This window comes from Bacillus sp. JAS24-2 (assembly GCF_008274905.1).
Taxonomy (GTDB): Bacteria; Bacillota; Bacilli; order Bacillales; family Bacillaceae_G; genus Bacillus_A; species Bacillus_A cereus.
Map to the genome: position 1 here is coordinate 3,006,669 of NZ_CP031068.1, position 16,672 is coordinate 3,023,340.

A 16,672-nucleotide genomic window follows, 5' to 3' on the forward strand; every position below is an offset into this window, starting at 1 on the left:
AAATAAAATTTGATTATTTTAGATTACGAATAATGAAAAATAGCCCCTTTATTCAAATTTCCTAGCGAAAAAATCACGTTTTAATAAATTTCTTTATCATCTCTACCTTTCTATAGATTACTAGTTATGAAACGAGGATCGTTTCATAACTAGTAATTTACTTAATTAGCTTGCTGGTTATGGAGTAGTGCCCCTATAAACAAAACCCTCCAGAGACATCTATAATCTGCCCTGTTACCCAGCGGCTATCAGAAGAAGCAAGGAATGCTACTACATCTGCAATATCTTCAACTTGCCCTATTCGTCCGAACACAGATGAATTCGTAGCAAAATTCCGTATTTCTGAATCATCTAGCAATTTCGCATTCATATCTGTCTTCGTATATCCAGGCATAATTGTATTCACTGTTATACCTCGTTCTCCAAGATGTTTAGCTAGAGGAAGTGTCATCGTATTTAGTGCACCTTTACTTAAACCGTATGCAATGGACCCTGTAAAACCAAGTCTTACTTCCGCTGATGAAATGTTAATAACGCGCCCTTCTACTCGTAGTAACGGTAATGTTTGCTGAATTAAAAAGAATGGCGCCTTAATATTTACAGCCATAATTTCATCAAAAACTTCTTCTGTCGTATTTTCAATCGTCCCTTGTGTACCTATCCCTGCATTGTTTACTAAAATATCAATCTCTGATGTACCAACTCTTATTTGTAATTCATTCTTCAATTGTTCTACTATTTTTTTGACACCATCCATTAAATTGAGATCAGCTTCAATTAAGAATGCCTTTCCTCCATTAGATTCAATCTCACTAATTGTTTCGTCTGCAGCTATTTTATTTCGGCCGTAGTGAATCGCAACTAATGCACCGTCGTTTGCCAATCTCATCGCAATCGCACGACCAATGCCGCGACTTGCCCCTGTTACTAATGCTACTTTCCCATCAAGATTCTTCATTTTTTCCATCCTTCCTAAATTCCCTTTTGATAAACCCTATACTTATATTTTCATGCAAATACTAATCATTTTAAATATAGATTTATAGGTAATTTAGTTCGTTCACTTATGATATTATAGTTATAATTTGCAATTCACTTTAGAAAACATAACAAGGAGGCTACACAATGCAAAACGCTGTAAAATTGGATGAAATCGATCATAAAATTATGAACCTGTTATATGAAAATGCGAGAATTTCTGTTTCAGAAATAGGACGAATTATATCCATGACGCAACCTGCTGTAAAAGAACGTATTAACAAGCTTGAAGATCAAGGAGTTATAGCGGCTTATCGAACGAAATTTGAGCCTGCAAAAATTAATAAAAACATTCAAGCATTCATCATGTTTAAAACGAGCCAATGCTCTGATTTTATTCAATTTTGTAATGCCGCTCCTGAAGTAACAGATTTATACCGAATTAGCGGGGAATTTAATTATATGATGAAGGTCATGAGCGATTCGATGGATTCTCTCGCTACATTTTTAGACTCTTTAATGCAATTTGGATTATCGTCTCCTTTAATTGTTTTAAAGAGGGAGTTTGAGGAGAAATTGTCGTTCTAATAAAGGGATACGTATTATCCCCGGCTAACAGTAAAAGTTTTTCCTTTATGAGAAAAGCCAATGAAATCAATGATTAGTAAACAAAAAAAGAACATTGATATTTCAATGTTCTTTTTTATATCTCTACTTATGAATTAGATCTCTATTCGAAAAAAGCACCTTAATCCCCTTACCCTTGATTCCTCTGCGCCTCTCTAAACTCCTCCTTCACCTTCTCTAACAACCCTTCTTCCGTAATTAATCGATACGCTGTATTTGCTAATGCTTTTGCCGATGTAATTAATGCTTTATCTCCAAGTTCTGAACGTGCTGCTTCTCTAAATTCATTCGTATGTGCAATTAAATCATCTGGTCCGATTTTAATGTACGGATGAATTGTCGGTACGACTTGACTTACGTTTCCTGCGTCGGTTGAACCAATCCCTACTCTTTCTTTACGATTTACATCTTCACCTAATAGTTCTAGTTCTTCCGCTACGATATCGTTATATGTTTTTGTTACGAGTAATTCATCGATTTCATTTTGAAATTGATGGATTTTTACTTTTGCACCTGTTGCTAATGCTGCTCCCTGTGCAATGTTTCTTACTTTTTCTGTTACTTCCGCGCATCTTTTTCTCGTTGCTGCACGGATGAAGAATCTTGCTGCGGCATAGTCAGGAATAATATTAGGTGCTTTTCCGCCCTCTGTAATGACACCATGAATTCTCACGTCTGACGGGAGTTGTTGGCGAAGTGCGTTAATACCGTTATAGAGCTGAATAACCGCATCTAATGCGTTAATCCCTTCTTCTGGCGAAGCTGCAGCGTGAGCTGTTTTTCCGTAAAAATGAAAATCAAGTGGATCGACTGCTAGTGAAGGACTCGTTGTCGCTGTCTTTCCGCTCGGATGAATCATAAGCGCCGCATCAATGTCTTTAAATAAACCTGCCTTTACATAACTTGATTTCGCGCTACCATTTGGCCCGCCTTCTTCTGCTGGCGTACCAAACACGACAACTTCCCCGCCAATTTCTTCAAGCGTTTCTGATAATGCGATTGCTGCTGCAACGCTAATTGTGCCAATTAAATTGTGACCACACGCATGACCTAGTCCTGGTAAAGCGTCGTACTCCGCTAAAAATGCGATTGCAGGTCCTTGTTTTCCAGAGCTTTTTCGCGCGATAAATCCCGTTTCATGTCCAGCTATATTGTGCTGCAACTGAAATCCTGCACTGCCTAGCAATAAACTTAACGTTCTAGAGGCATAAAACTCTTGGTTACCAATTTCCGGATTCGCATGAATATCATGACTTGTTTCTATGTACTTTTCCTTATTTCTTTCGATACTCTCTTCAATTGTTTTTCTTTGTGACGCTACTCCTGTCGCTCCCATTTTTCTTCCTCCTTTTATTTTCACAAAAAAAAGCCTCTTTCTAAAAGATAGAAAGAGGCTTCTGTATATACAGTCAAAATGAGCTTCTTTCTTATCTTTCAAGTTACCTTGCTGGAATTGGCACAGTATTCATAACGAATCCGCTGCCGAGGTATCATAGGGCCAGTCCCTCCACCTCTCGTGATAAGAATTTTCATAAAATTATATTAAATTATTTTTTATTCTAAGTTCATTCCAAGTAAAAGTCAAGGAATTCCTATCCGAATTTACCGAATATCTAAAAATCCTTTTAATACACCAATTGTCTCAGGTGCTTGCAGTCTTGCACATACGTACGGAAATTCCGTACTACCTTCAAACATCATTTGAGATGTAAGCGGTGCGCCTGCCCAGAAGATTTCATCATCAATTACGATAAACGGGAATGCTTTATTTTGTCTTTGTAACTTTACATTTTTCATTGGAACTGGTCCATCACTATAAACTGTTATTTGCGCATTTGTACGCATTAACGCTTGCCATACTCGTTTATCCACTTGTTTTGTACTTGGAAGTGAAATAATAATTTTTCGTTTTGAGGCTAAAATATCTTTTAATACCCCTTTCGTTTCCTCAAGATTCATTTCCATAAACCAGCGTAAACGTTTCGAAATTTTCCGTTCCCACAATTGTCTTGATGTCGTACGATCATACACATCTCCGTGACGTTCTATATGAGCTGTTAATTGTGATAACGCTTGTTTTCTCGAAAGGTTTTTACGCATATAATGGCAATCAGATAATTGAATGAACTTCCCTCTCGCCCTTGTCACTGCTACATTGACGAGGCGATGGTTTTTGTGATCAAAGAATAATACGCCAGGTCGTTCTTGCGGATAACTGTCAACCGTATCAAAGATCATCATATCTCTTTCAGAACCTTGGAACTTATGAACTGTCGCCGCTAAAACTGGTATGTTTTGATATTTCGTTCTCTGCAACATTTCTCTAATACACGTTGATAAAAAGCGTGACTGCGCCCTGTAAGGTGTCACAATACCAATTGATTGCACACCGTCTAACAATCCGATTAACATCATTTGCATTGCTACTAAACCAGACATAATGTTAAAACGTGAACCAGAAGCAGCATCTTTTAACGAAAAAGCTCCCATTTGGCTCGTATCAAATAAAACACTCGCCTCATTTGCGAACGGTTGTAGTTTCGCAAGTTCCTTACGTTCTGAAACAGACGGATGATCGTATACTCTATTTTTATAAATAAACGAATTCGTAAACTTCGATATATCCGCATGCATACGTCTTTGTTCCTGCAACATAAATAGGTTTGGGTGTGCTTCTGATTTATTAACAGACTCAACAATCCCAGCATGGTAAAATATATCTTCCCCAAGCCATTTGCGAACGAGTTCATGATTTGCCATAGCAATTGGAGGTAACTGTAAAAAGTCACCGCAAACGACGATACGTTTTCCAAGTGAAGCAGCTAATGCAATTTGCGGAACATATGCCATACTTACTTCATCTACAACAACTAAATCAAATGTACGCTCATAAATAAGTGAATCAATGGCACATTTTGATAAAGTTGCGCCGATTACTTTTGCATTTTCAATATATTCTTTTTCTACTTCTTTAATTTTAGCCTTTTGCTTTCGAAGATCACTTTCAATCTCTTGTATACGCTTCTTATCAGCAGATGTTGCTTTATACGATAAGATTTTTTCACGAAGATCTTGTCGTGTCTCTTCTAAATAGAGTCTTTCCTCACCCCAAGATCCGTTCGTCGTTTCAACTAACTTCGACGCAAGTAACGTTTCATGATTTCGTATATGTTCATGTTGACTATAACCGTAACGAACAATTTCACCAGGCGTCCATTTCTTTTTCTTCTCAATTTGCTTCGTTACTTCACTCATTAATACGTCTACTGCCGCATTACTATGAGCTAACACAAGTACCGATTTTCCTTTTTGATAATGAGCCGAAATAATACGTGATAAATTGTAAGACTTCCCTGTTCCCGGCGGTCCCCATACGTACGTTGTCGGATTATAAAACGAACGATATGCCAGTTCATTTTTTGGATTTTTCATCTTCTCAATATGTTTCGGACTGCTCGTCCCATCAACAAGACGCTTTATACGATTACGTTTCAGCTTATCTTTACGTGCTTCTTTCAACCTCTCTTGTAGTTGCTCTAAAAGTTGCCACGGTTCACTATATAAAACAGCTTCTCGTATTTCACCTTGTATATAATCATTTAATTTCAGTTCTATTTCTAATCCATGTACAGACAATACTTCTCCTGTCGCTTCCTCACCATCAAACTCAATTCGAATGGGTGAACCTTCAGGTAAGCTTACTTCCGAAATAAGCTGAAATACGTATACTGTACTTTCATAATCTGTATATAAAAAACGACCATTCATGATAGAAATTTTACTACCACCTATCGTTTTCCAATGTTTAATTTCATATGCTAATGCATAATGCCACTCTTTCATCGTTTCCGATAATGAAGGAGTTTGAGTAGTTGTATTCATCGTATAATCTCCTTCCTTCTCCCCAAACATACTTTCTCACTATACCATATAACACGCTAAAATTTGTAAGGTTTTTATCTTGCTTATTTTCTTAATTTTCAATAATATATTGTATATAATTTTCAGAAAGAAGGAATCTACATGCCAGTTAGAAGAATTGAACACGTTGGACTTATGGTTGCAAACTTAGAAACATCTATTTCATTTTATGAAGAAGTAGTCGGCTTACAGCTCATGAAACGTATGGGTCATCCGAATCCAGACTTAAAACTCGCTTTTTTAGGTGTAGAAGAATCAAAAGAAACGATACTAGAACTCATTGAAGGCTACAACTCTTCTCTTCCGGCAGAAGGAAAAGTACATCACATTTGCTTTAAAGTGGATTCATTAGAGGATGAGATCGAAAGACTAAAGAAACAAAAAGTAACCTTTTTACTAGGAGAAGAAATCGAAACATTACCAGATGGAACACGTTACATATTCTTCGCTGGCCCTGATGGAGAATGGATTGAGTTTTTTGAGACGGAGAGATAAAGTAAGACTTTATTTTGCGGGATAGAAAAGGAGCCGGAATTCCGGCCCTTGTTTTTAACCAGTAACAATGAAACATACCTCCAACCTAAGAATTTACCAAGATTAAAAACACAATCATTTTGTTAGGAGGAGAGAATGGGAAATACAGTCTTTATTATTGTTTTTTGGATACTGATACTATTTCCAATCCTTTATGTAATCAAGATAAAGGATTGGAATATAAAAACAGCTACCTTATTTGTTGGAAGGGTTCTATTAAGCATTGTCTATTTCATAAATGGAATGATGTTAGGACTGCAACGAAATTGGGTAGAACCTCCCTATGAAACAGAATGGGATTTCTTTGTAAAGTCTTTACTAAACGGAAAAACTGATGCACTTATACACTTGTTACTTCTAATTATTATCATTACTTTGGATCTATTCTTTACATTTTATTATATCAATAAAAAGAAATAGGATATTCTATCCTATTTCTTTTTTATGAGTAGCGCCATATCGCTATCAAACTAATGTTTTACGCTGCCCCTAAACAATAATTTTTTACATTTTTACTATGAGAATGTCAATTTTACTATTTTTGGGGTATTTATTTTTACTAGCTTGATGGACATGGGTTTGATTTATTTTCTTAGGTTAGTAGACATGTGGTGCTATCCCATTGCTATTAAGCTAAGAATTTAAGTGTAATATCATTTAAGGTAATACTTAAGATACAAATAAAATATCTTTTCCATGTCGCACTGTTTTATTGAAGTCTATCCCGAGTTGTAGCTAGTTCAATGCGACTGTAAATTCGGAGTTCGGTGCGCCAGCAAATACAACCGTTCCGTTCTCTGGTAGTTTCACTTTGTTATTATTACTAACAACGCTAAAATTGACGCATACTCCATTCCCATCATACACCGCGAATGAACTTCCTGATGGCAACTCCACATTCATCGTTTTCCCTGCTGCCTCTTGCGGAATCGTAAACCATTTCGCATGCCCATTTTTTTGCAGTGTAACTTTTGATAATTGACCTGCATCAAGGGATTTTACGTTAGATTCACTGACGTATAAAAAGCTGGCCATCTCCATATATTCAGTACCATTCTCTGTATAGAAATGAGCTTCCTTCGTATCCCTCCCATTCATCACAGGAATCTGAATTTGATGCGTCGCCGTATTCGGACCTGTAATTTTTTTGCCGTCCCAATAGCCATCCTTGATCGTAATTTGTGTGTTAAGAGGTATTTGTTGTCCTAGATAATTTATAGAATTAAATTTTTCGTTAACAAGGTAGAACTTGCCGCCCTCGCGCTTCGCCCATGCAGCAGCTGTTTTCTTCGGTAACACATTATTTTCTAATTTCTGAGCTAAATAGTGAGTCAGCACATTTTGCCCCAATCCCGGTGATAATTCATATGTGCTCTCTCTTAAATAAACTTTTCCATTCTTCTCAGTGACGAAGTTAAGCTTGGAAGTACCCTTTTCATTTATAAAGCTTCCATCCGCCGTATATACATATTTTTCTTCCGGTTTAGTTGGTAAAAACAGTTCTCCCTTCTTCGTAATCTCTATTTTGAAATGGCTTTGGATATTTCCATACAATCCTGCTTTTTTTACCACATCTTGAGGCACTTTAGCCTTGACTGGCTTGCCGAAGGATTTATCTGGTTTTATATCCTTAATTGCCCCTTTCTCTTTAAGCCTAGCTAGCAGTAATTTATTTGCCAACAGTTGATTTGTCATGCTGCTCCCACCGGAGGACAATACAGCTGCTGCCATCTTCTGTTCTGGAAGCACGACCAATGTAGCATGTTGCAGCATCGTATCCCCACCCTTAGTCAACGCTTTTATCCCATATTCACTGAATGGGTATAGTTTCACACTATCCCAGCCAAGACCATAGTTGAACATATTTCCGCTATCTCCTGGCCACATTCCTTTTTTATATTCTTCTTGTTCCATCGCCTTGACTGCTTTATTAGAGAGAATTTCTTTTCCCTGTCCCATAAATATTTGTGAGAATCGCACCACATCTTCTGCAGTAGAGGAGATTCCTCCCGTACCAATCACATTTACCATTTCACTTGGAAGCTGTCCCTGGTATGTCGGAGAATACTGTCCAGCCCGCTTTTCGTCTTCCCATTTGTCTTGCGATGTTATCGTTTGATTCAGTTTTAATGGCTCTGTAAACTTTTGATGTAGAAATTCAGTAAAACTCATACCGCTGACTCTTTCTACCAAGATCTCAGCCAGCGTAAAACCGTCATTACAGTATACTGAAAACGCGCCAGGGTCTGCCTTCAAGTTTTGGTTGGACAATTGTTGCAACAAGATATCATGGGCATAAGCATCATTATCTTTAAATAAAAATGCATTATTGAACGTCGAACCTTGCAAACCTGAGGAGTGATTCAACAGCATACGTGGTGTAATGCGTTTATATCGTTTATCTTTCATTTTGAACTCAGGAATATAGCCAGTAACAGGAGCATCCAAATCAACTTTTCCTTCGTCTACTAGTTTCATAACAGCCGCTGCTGTATATACTTTACTGGTTGAACCAATTCCGTATAAAGTATCTTTAGTTAATGGTTCTTTCCCTTCTATGTCGTTCTTGCCTGTCTGCCCCGACAAAATAAGTTTACCATTATCAATCAGCGCATACTGCACGCTAGTCGTCTCATAGGACTTCGTGAGTAGTTCAGCGTTCTCTGCAGCAATCTTCTCCAAATCTTTACTAGCAACTTCTTGGCTAGATACAACCGGAGCCTTACTGCTAGAAGACGCTATCGCTCCTGTTGGCAAGCTCATCGTTAGGGCCAAAGTAGCGGCTAACACCCCAGATAATTTATTTTCCATAAAAAAATGCCTCCTTAGATAAATGATTAATTTCATCTTTTATTTGTTCAATTACAAACATCACATAAACTACTATTCTGGCTTTATCCCTACTGTTGTAACAAACGGTAAAACCTCTCTTTTTCACATGTATGTTAGTACCATAAATGATTTTTTTATTTAGAATGCGCTTGTTACTAGTTTGGTTTTCGTATAAATAAACCCTATTTATCCTCCCTCTTTTGTGCTTCTCTATATTTGTATCCTACATAATAAAAATTTCTTTTTTCTTATGCATTTCTTACAATTTCCTTACGTTCAAATCACTTCTATAATTAGGTAGATTTTATTTTAAAATCTCCAGGATAATAAATGCTTATATAATCCCACAATTTCATAGAAGATGGATTCATAACCCTGCGCCAAATCATCATGCACATCTCTCATATTTCCTTGGATGCCCCCCTCAACCTTTACAACAGTTCCAACTGGCATCAACACTTCTTCACGTTCTTATAAATAGTAATAACTAATCAACTCCTTACCTGAAAATAAATGAATATAGAAAAAGAGAGATAAGGTTAAAATACCTTTATCTCTCTTTTTCTTTCACAAATTTTGCAAAGATTTTTTTTGTAAGAGTCCCCCTCACCGTCAATTTAAGAATTAAAAAAGAGGGGATTATCCCCCTCCTTTTTACGCTTGCTCCGACTGTCGAAATTATTTAATATACCCACGATTCAGTTCCGTTAATTTTTCATTGATGTTAAAAATTCTTACTCTAATATCTTTAACACCAACTGCTTCAAGTCTGTTCTTGTGCATTTCAGCGTATTTTTCAGCATCTTGTTTTTCCTCAAATACATAAATGCCTCCAGCTTCTTTTGTTTCTTCATTCTCAGTCCATATTTTCCAGTGAAATCCTTCTTCTTCGTTAATACTATTTGCTAAATCCCAAAATGTTTTTTCCATTTCTTCACCAAAAGGACCTTCAAACGGAAAATCAACTTGTAGTAAATATGCCACCTTCACTCACTCCTATTTTAATATAAAATTCTTCCCATTCTTTTACTGATTATGATTCAAATGATAGTAATGTCTAAATCCGTATTGCTATTATTATTCAAACACTAATTTGAGAATCCCCCTATTTGTAAAATAATCACATAATGATAGTAACTTGAACGCATAAAGTGAAAGTTTAATAGTTTTCGGTTATTTTTAAAAAATGTGATACAAACTTATCCCTAAACTAAGGACAAACAAAACAAGTGCAGGTATCGCTTTCTTAAAAGGATTTCTCGCTAATACAATTAGAGTTAATGCGGCTGCAAGCATCGTACCACCTAATAACACTCCTGCCCATAAAGCTATTACTGGAATCCAGATTCCTATCAACATTCCAATCGCTCCTACAATCTCAAAAGCTCCAGTTAAGAAATTAAAAAACGAAGGTAAACCAAATCGTTTGAACTCATCTGCCATTTTCCCGGATATAATTTTCGTTCCTGTCATTAAAAAGAACAGAAACAACACTACTTTTACAATATTGATGAAAATTAAAATAGTAATCACACCTTTCTTATTATTTGGTAAAAACTCAGTATTGTTCAGATAGTAGTCACTACCTTTATCCTATTTCCTGAGATTACCCGTATGGAAGTCGCTTCAATTTACATTACCCTTTTCAATATTAAAGGGCCAGAAATTACATGCTATAGCATATATAATACAAAAAATTTGATTGGCACTAGGCAAAAAAGTGACCCTGAATCAGATATCATACAAAATAAAGTTATCTTCCTATTCGTCCAAACAAAAATTATATGCTATAGCATATATAATACCTAAAACAAAGTTTGTTCCTTATGAATAGCATAGCATCAATAAGGAACAAATATTAATAGTGTGTATCATACAATTTGTTTAATAACGATTGTAATACTTTAATTTCTTCCTCGCTCAAATTACTCGTAACGAAATGGTGAGCGTCTTTCACTACAGGCAAGATTGTTTTCTTTAACTCGTCGCCTTTTTCAGTTAAAAAAAGGTTATGTGAACGCCTATCTTGGTCATTCAAAGCCTTCCTTACAATCCCTTTTCTCTCCATTGACTGTATCATTCTAACAACAGTAGTTTGATCTTTATCAATAGCTTCCGCCAACTCTTTTTGAGTAGTGCTCCTTTGGCTACAAAGAACACTAATAATCCCCCACTGCTCTGGCGTAACTCCATACGGCTTTAATTTCTTCGTAAAATAATTGGTCATTTTCACATCAGTACGGTGAACAAGATAGCCTATTAAATCATGTAAGTTCATATATCACCTCTATAAATTAAGATATAAAAGGATACAGCATACCAGTCAATCATTCACAATGAATGTATTTGTTTCACCATATATATGCTATGGCACATATATTAAAGTAGATTATTTTAATTGTCAAATGATTTACCTATTATTTTTCGAAAACAAAATCGTCCCTTTAGATTATAGAAGGAATGACTAATTTGACGTATTTCTCTGGCGATTTCTCCCTTATCGTTTTATGATATGCTAACAACATTTGATAAAATGCGGTATCTATAGACAGTCAAACACCTTTAAAGATACCTCGTCCAGTTCTTGCTGTTGCAAGATAAACAGCATATAATCAGTTAACCACCCACATTAGTAACGAACACATAAAGAAAAGGCATTCCAAATATGAAACGCCTTCTTTCGTTTTATAAAACCATCCAACACGCTGAACTTTTCAATTTAATATAATCACTCGTTTAACTAAAGAAATTGATTACGTGCATAACGCTCTTCTCACTTTTCTTGCAAAATTTAGTGGATCATCAACGTCTTCGATATTAACGTAAATTAAATTTGGATCATCACATAACCACTCATTGTGTATAGACGAAACGATTATTCCTTGTTTAATAATTGTCGCCACAAATTCAGTGACTTCTTTTTGTAAGAGTGCTACTCGGCCTAGGCATAATGCCCGTCCAGTTTTATTATCTCGTGATTCGAATGAAAAGGAAGTTGTTACTCTAAAACGTTTTCCCAAGATTGTTGCTCGTATTTCATCTCGGTTTATTGTTGCCACGCATTTCCCACCGGCGAATCCTTCTTGACCGCCAATGATTCTTGCAAACTGTTGGCAAATTGATTCCTCATTAACCGCCATACCTTTAATCATTCCTCCTTTTACTATTAGATTATGAATTCATACATAGGTCTGAAACGGCAATGAATCTAATCTATTATAAAAAAATGATGGCGATCTACCGAAAGCTATTAACTCAATTATTCTTGATCGTATGAATTGTTATCAGAGTTTAAATGGTGCAGAATTTTTATTTTATGCTGAATGGACATCGGAGACTGAAAGCAAAACTCAGCTATTATAATGGTAAGACATTTTTAAAGAGCATAAAAAAGACACCCTAAGGTGTCATCCTCCGACTTGAGAATCGTATCTATGTATGGAGAAATTTATAAAAAAACTAATACAAATGAAAAGTTTCTAACTATAATCTATAGAGCACTTATTCCATGAATTATTTTCAGGAAGAAGAATTTCAGTTACATTATTTTCTGAACAGTCTCGTTAAAGCCATCCCAAGAAATCCAGCACCCATTCCTATTAGCCATCCAGTTTGGGCATTTCCTAACATAGATCCCACTCCTCCACCAAGAAACATACAGCCAACGAATACTAATCCTCCAATTCCCCAATTCGGCCGTTCCATAATTCAATCACATCCTTTCAATAAAATATATGCGATTAGCTAACTCAACTTTCTTCCTTAAGATAGTTCATTACTTTGCTTAGGTTTAGCACATCAGGGAATTCATAAGATGCGAAGCTTGAGTCATTTATATAGATTGTAGAAATACGGGTATCAATCGTTATTAAAAATAACTGACGCATTTTAAACATCATCGATTTTATCATTTTGGACAACCTATTCTGTTAAATTGATATACATGCGAAAAAACTATCAAAATAAAACCCCAGAAATCCAAAGGTCTCTGGGGCTCCATTATATATTTAGCTCTTTTTGCTTTTTGTTTTGTTTATGTCTATACAGCAATTTTCGGCTTATTAGAGAAATCACTAATAAGGTCAGAATTAATAAGATAAGTTGCATAAATGATAAATCAAAATATTTAGCACCTGTAACGATTAAAAGTGTAGAAATCGTGCCTTTTACAACGAAAAAAATAATAACCCATAATCCGCCTTTTTTCCAGTTCATTTTATATTACCCTTTCCTACGTTTAAATTCTTAAAATATTTAATGATAGTTCTTAAATGTGACAACTTAATAGAAATCTATTATATTAACAAAAAATTCATGTCTAATTAAATGCAATGATTCTATATTAAGTGAAAATGATATTCATTGTCAATTTTATTGACTATTTGAATACTTATTATTTCTTTCTACTTTGTTTCTTATAAGCAATACGCTCTTGTATTCAAACAAAAACACCTCCATTGCATTTGCACACTTAGTATGCGAATGCAAGAGGTGTTTTTTCATATACCATCAGGTAAGATTTCCTGCTTTGTTTATTTCTTGATACGTAGCTATTTTTTAATACACAATAACTGGATCATACGTGTTCAAACTATCATATACAGTTTTTGCAACATTAGGAAGAAGGTTCACACACCCACCTGATCCTCCTGTTAAATAAGCATTATTTCCCCAGTCTTTGCGCCAGCCGGCATCGTGGAATCCTTGACCACTATTTGTGAATGGAACCCAGTAATCTACTTTAACCGCATAATCAGCTTTTCCTACTGCGTTACCTCTTAGCGTATATGGTGTTCGTTTATATAGGACGTACCACACACCTGGTGATGTATCTTCACCAGTACTATGTTTACCAGTTACTACATTTGTTGTAACAACTAATTTTCCATCTTTGTAAATCCAAATTTGTTGCTCTGCAATTGAAACTTCTGCATACGTGTCTCCGATGCCATTATTCGATGTTGTTTTATAACCGATACCTTCCTTCTCCCAACCATTCCCGTGAATATTAGAAGCAGAAAGCGATTTTTCGCCTTTCTCAAAGGCTTGTTGAACTTGTTTAGTTTCTTTTTCAACATCTAGTGCCCAGCCGTATCCTTCTCCTTTTACTGATATGACTGAACCGGAATGAGTTTTAAATGAGAAATCTTTATTTAATGTTGATTTGGCATTATTAATTTCAGTAATTTTCTTCTTAATGTCACTCGCATCAATTGTAACTTTCATATCCTTTGACATAGAGGCATTTTGAATTAAATCTTTCGCTTTTAAAGGATAAACTTCATCCTGCACTTTATACTCAACAGACTGCCCAAGAAGATTCTGTAGTGCTTTCTCCTCTTTTTTGACAATCGGATCGTCTTCTTTAATAGGTTTTATGTATGCAGACTTCAGATGAATTTCGCTTTTATATTTTTGCTTATCATAATCTTTCAGTAGACTAGTAACATCATACTGTTTTCCTTCAACACTTTTCGAAATAACAATTTTCCCTTGTTCTAGCTTCGCCATAGCATCTTGAGGCGCTTTTAATTTCTCATTCATAGAGATGAGCTTTTCTTCTACAAGTTTTTTCATCGTTTCACTACGATACTGATCTGCCTTCTCTGGTAGCAATGAATAATTTTCTCCCTTTGAGGAAGGGAAAAATGTCCACTGGTTTTTTAATAGTTTCTTAACTTGAGGCAAATCTTTTTCCGTAAGTTCCGTTTTTGTATCTTTTTCATCTAAAATTTGTTGTTGATCAACATAGACTTTGTTTGCTAGTCCAGATGTCTTTAATTTCTGTATTGCCTGATCAGCGCTCAGACCACCAACTTTTGTGTCATTAATTGTAACATTCGAATTGAAGTGAGTTGCCTGATAATAACTCATTCCCCCAATAAGAAGTGCAATTACACCAATACCCGCTGCAATAAACTTCCAATTTGTATAACGTTTTTTTGATCTTACTCGTTTTTGATCAATTTCTTCAACTGATTCATTTGTTGTATTGTTGTTCATCAATCTTTCCCCCGTATGCATTAACGTCAAACGATTTTCAACTAAAATCATAAACTAGTGTACCTTATTTTTCCTAAAATTTCATTATTTCCGACCACATTTTATCGCAATTTAATGATTAAATTTAGATTTTTCAATAGTACGATGCATTGCACAGCCCTTTACAAGTTATAAAATGAAATTTCAATCAACCGTTATACCAAAGGAATTAACTACATCTTTTTCGAAAAACTTTTTCTCTTTACGTAAAACACGAATTATATTATCCATTTTATAAACATCACCTCCTAATTTTGTCAAAAAAATAAACGATAGTCCTTCTATCTAAAATGTAGAAGGACTATCATTTTTTCAGTTAGAGTATTTGTATAATCGTTTAACTTTTTATTTCCTGAAAGTCAAACTTGATGAAGATGATGAAATTTCATCTCATAGCCTTTAAATGAAAACATTATGTTTTTTATGGCAACCAAGTTTATTTTCTTAGCTTGATGTACCCACATATCCAGCAGCCTAAGATAAAGTAAGAGTCTGTTCAACTAGATTTTTTCTAATATTTTTAGGAGCATCTTATTTCGCCTCGTCATATTTCACTAATTGAATTTAAAACACATCCGTATGCTATTTAGTAAAATTTACGATTCGAGACGTAATTATTGCAGTAATCAAGATAATACTAGCGGTTATCAAGCCAGATTCTCCAATCCAAATCTCAGTTTGATACCCTGTACTTGCACGTGTGAAAGGTCCTTGAATAATGGCATTCCAAGTAGCATGGATGATAACCGAAGGCCAAATGCTACCTGTGATAAGTCGTAAATAAGCTATAATATAACCGAATGGTACAATACAAAGATAGATACCAAGTACTGAAAGAACGACAGATGGTCCCGCTACATATAGACCAGCAATAACTATTGGAACATGCCACGTTGCCCAAATCAATCCACTAATAAGGATGGGCCGTGAAAACTCTGCATCGACTAGCCTTGTGAGCATATAACCTCGCCAACCCATTTCTTCTCCCAAAGCTGGGATTAAGCCAAGCAAACTTCCGAAAATGCCGCTCAATACTACTAGATAAATGAAGCTGAATGGTGCCGTTACATACTGAAGCCCAAGCATATTGTAGATCGGTTCTAAAATAAACATACCAACTTCGGGATACTGAAACCCCGCAATTCCGCTCGACCAGGCGATAGAATAAGTAATTCCACAAATAATCATAGGGATTAGCAGAGCAAAACCAATCCCTTTCCATATCTTTAAGTTACCGAGACTAAAAGATACATCTTTAAACCCTTCTTTCAGTATTATGCGAGTCAAAATAGAAGATAATGCTGGGGTAAACATATATACCACAATAAGTGGCATACTTTTCGTAATTATTACTACTACATTTAGGATAATTGAAGTAATGATTAAGATACTCAGAAAAAGTTGAAGTCCTATTTTAGCACGTTGGATTTTATCTTTATTGTGGAACGATTTTGCGTGTAATATCATTTTAATCCGCCCTTCCCCTATAATTCACTTGTTTATCGAATATACTTCTTGTCATTTCCACAGACACAACTTAGAATAAAAATATTTTTGTATACAAATTCATTCATCTTTAAAATCCCTCCCCAATTTATAATCTAGTCTTACTTACGACTCATCAATGTAATTATTATTTATAAGTTGTCATAGCGGATAGTACAAAAGTGTAATGATTAGTCTATGACCTGTGTCAATTAACCTTATGACAATACGTAACTAGAAAATATGATATGGG

15 protein-coding genes and 1 riboswitch are annotated in these 16,672 nt (G+C 35.4%); of the genes, 3 read left to right on the forward strand and 12 right to left on the reverse strand.

Translation table 11 applies throughout. The features are described from left to right. Positions 1–193 precede the first annotated feature (193 nt). Entirely contained in the window at positions 194–958 is a 765-nt protein-coding gene (locus DN407_RS15595; RefSeq protein ID WP_033668450.1) for an SDR family oxidoreductase, read from the reverse strand. A gap of 167 nt (positions 959–1,125) precedes the next feature. Between DN407_RS15595 and DN407_RS15600 the strand changes: the two genes are divergently transcribed. Next, the gene (locus DN407_RS15600; RefSeq protein ID WP_149216459.1) at positions 1,126–1,566 is read left to right on the forward strand and encodes an Lrp/AsnC family transcriptional regulator; all 441 of its coding nucleotides are present in this window, start codon (positions 1,126–1,128) and stop codon (positions 1,564–1,566) included. Positions 1,567–1,735: 169 nt separating this feature from the next. Here the strand turns inward: DN407_RS15600 and DN407_RS15605 are convergent, their stop codons facing one another. Both DN407_RS15605 and DN407_RS15610 read right to left on the reverse strand, forming a co-directional pair. Further along, complete coding sequence (locus DN407_RS15605) at positions 1,736–2,941, reverse strand: M20 family metallopeptidase (protein ID WP_061654903.1); 1,206 nt, start codon at positions 2,939–2,941, stop codon at positions 1,736–1,738. A gap of 88 nt (positions 2,942–3,029) precedes the next feature. Continuing rightward, positions 3,030–3,131, reverse strand: a riboswitch (SAM riboswitch). A gap of 76 nt (positions 3,132–3,207) precedes the next feature. Beyond that, the gene (locus DN407_RS15610) at positions 3,208–5,517 is read right to left on the reverse strand and encodes an AAA domain-containing protein (protein WP_149216460.1); all 2,310 of its coding nucleotides are present in this window, start codon (positions 5,515–5,517) and stop codon (positions 3,208–3,210) included. A 111-nt stretch (positions 5,518–5,628) separates the two neighbouring features. Here DN407_RS15610 and DN407_RS15615 point away from each other — a divergent pair, with 111 nt between their 5' ends. Beyond that, complete coding sequence (locus DN407_RS15615) at positions 5,629–6,021, forward strand: VOC family protein (protein WP_001145286.1); 393 nt, start codon at positions 5,629–5,631, stop codon at positions 6,019–6,021. A 135-nt stretch (positions 6,022–6,156) separates the two neighbouring features. Beyond that, positions 6,157–6,480: a hypothetical protein gene (locus tag DN407_RS15620; protein WP_000528638.1), complete on the forward strand. Its 324-nt coding sequence runs from the start codon at positions 6,157–6,159 to the stop codon at positions 6,478–6,480. Positions 6,481–6,795: 315 nt separating this feature from the next. On the opposite strand, the gene DN407_RS15625 is transcribed toward DN407_RS15620, so the two are convergent. From DN407_RS15625 to DN407_RS15660, 9 genes are all read right to left on the reverse strand, one after another. Beyond that, positions 6,796–8,871: a serine hydrolase domain-containing protein gene (locus tag DN407_RS15625; RefSeq protein ID WP_097797586.1), complete on the reverse strand. Its 2,076-nt coding sequence runs from the start codon at positions 8,869–8,871 to the stop codon at positions 6,796–6,798. Positions 8,872–9,570: 699 nt separating this feature from the next. After that, complete coding sequence (locus DN407_RS15630) at positions 9,571–9,876, reverse strand: monooxygenase (RefSeq protein WP_000323775.1); 306 nt, start codon at positions 9,874–9,876, stop codon at positions 9,571–9,573. A 195-nt stretch (positions 9,877–10,071) separates the two neighbouring features. Then, entirely contained in the window at positions 10,072–10,422 is a 351-nt protein-coding gene (locus DN407_RS15635; protein ID WP_080000489.1) for a DoxX family protein, read from the reverse strand. A gap of 328 nt (positions 10,423–10,750) precedes the next feature. Further along, positions 10,751–11,170 carry a MarR family winged helix-turn-helix transcriptional regulator gene (locus DN407_RS15640; RefSeq protein ID WP_001048566.1) on the reverse strand — a complete coding sequence of 140 codons (420 nt, stop codon included), beginning with the start codon at positions 11,168–11,170 and terminating at the stop codon, positions 10,751–10,753. Positions 11,171–11,645: 475 nt separating this feature from the next. Further along, positions 11,646–12,032: a DUF1259 domain-containing protein gene (locus DN407_RS15645; RefSeq protein WP_001986336.1), complete on the reverse strand. Its 387-nt coding sequence runs from the start codon at positions 12,030–12,032 to the stop codon at positions 11,646–11,648. A 403-nt stretch (positions 12,033–12,435) separates the two neighbouring features. After that, positions 12,436–12,597, reverse strand: a complete 162-nt coding sequence (locus DN407_RS31665; RefSeq protein WP_000441008.1) for a hypothetical protein — start codon at positions 12,595–12,597, stop codon at positions 12,436–12,438. Between the two features lie 294 nt (positions 12,598–12,891). Next, positions 12,892–13,107, reverse strand: a complete 216-nt coding sequence (locus DN407_RS15650; protein WP_001104104.1) for a hypothetical protein — start codon at positions 13,105–13,107, stop codon at positions 12,892–12,894. A 342-nt stretch (positions 13,108–13,449) separates the two neighbouring features. After that, the gene (locus tag DN407_RS15655) at positions 13,450–14,895 is read right to left on the reverse strand and encodes a L,D-transpeptidase family protein (protein WP_001064057.1); all 1,446 of its coding nucleotides are present in this window, start codon (positions 14,893–14,895) and stop codon (positions 13,450–13,452) included. Positions 14,896–15,516: 621 nt separating this feature from the next. Then, positions 15,517–16,401, reverse strand: coding sequence for a CPBP family intramembrane glutamic endopeptidase (locus tag DN407_RS15660; protein ID WP_000600470.1), 885 nt, complete (start codon positions 16,399–16,401; stop codon positions 15,517–15,519). Positions 16,402–16,672: the final 271 nt, after the last annotated feature.

What these genes read in the sequence shown, in the direction of transcription:
- DN407_RS15650 (WP_001104104.1), bottom strand. Translation starts at nt 13,107, where the DNA reads ATGAACTGGAAAAAAGGCGGATTATGGGTTATTATTTTTTTCGTTGTA.
- DN407_RS15595 (WP_033668450.1), bottom strand. Translation starts at nt 958, where the DNA reads ATGAAGAATCTTGATGGGAAAGTAGCATTAGTAACAGGGGCAAGTCGC.
- DN407_RS15625 (WP_097797586.1), bottom strand. Translation starts at nt 8,871, where the DNA reads ATGGAAAATAAATTATCTGGGGTGTTAGCCGCTACTTTGGCCCTAACG.
- DN407_RS15620 (WP_000528638.1), top strand. Translation starts at nt 6,157, where the DNA reads ATGGGAAATACAGTCTTTATTATTGTTTTTTGGATACTGATACTATTT.
- DN407_RS15600 (WP_149216459.1), top strand. Translation starts at nt 1,126, where the DNA reads ATGCAAAACGCTGTAAAATTGGATGAAATCGATCATAAAATTATGAAC.
- DN407_RS15605 (WP_061654903.1), bottom strand. Translation starts at nt 2,941, where the DNA reads ATGGGAGCGACAGGAGTAGCGTCACAAAGAAAAACAATTGAAGAGAGT.
- DN407_RS31665 (WP_000441008.1), bottom strand. Translation starts at nt 12,597, where the DNA reads ATGGAACGGCCGAATTGGGGAATTGGAGGATTAGTATTCGTTGGCTGT.
- DN407_RS15655 (WP_001064057.1), bottom strand. Translation starts at nt 14,895, where the DNA reads ATGAACAACAATACAACAAATGAATCAGTTGAAGAAATTGATCAAAAA.
- DN407_RS15610 (WP_149216460.1), bottom strand. Translation starts at nt 5,517, where the DNA reads ATGTTTGGGGAGAAGGAAGGAGATTATACGATGAATACAACTACTCAA.
- DN407_RS15615 (WP_001145286.1), top strand. Translation starts at nt 5,629, where the DNA reads ATGCCAGTTAGAAGAATTGAACACGTTGGACTTATGGTTGCAAACTTA.
- DN407_RS15660 (WP_000600470.1), bottom strand. Translation starts at nt 16,401, where the DNA reads ATGATATTACACGCAAAATCGTTCCACAATAAAGATAAAATCCAACGT.
- DN407_RS15645 (WP_001986336.1), bottom strand. Translation starts at nt 12,032, where the DNA reads ATGGCGGTTAATGAGGAATCAATTTGCCAACAGTTTGCAAGAATCATT.
- DN407_RS15640 (WP_001048566.1), bottom strand. Translation starts at nt 11,170, where the DNA reads ATGAACTTACATGATTTAATAGGCTATCTTGTTCACCGTACTGATGTG.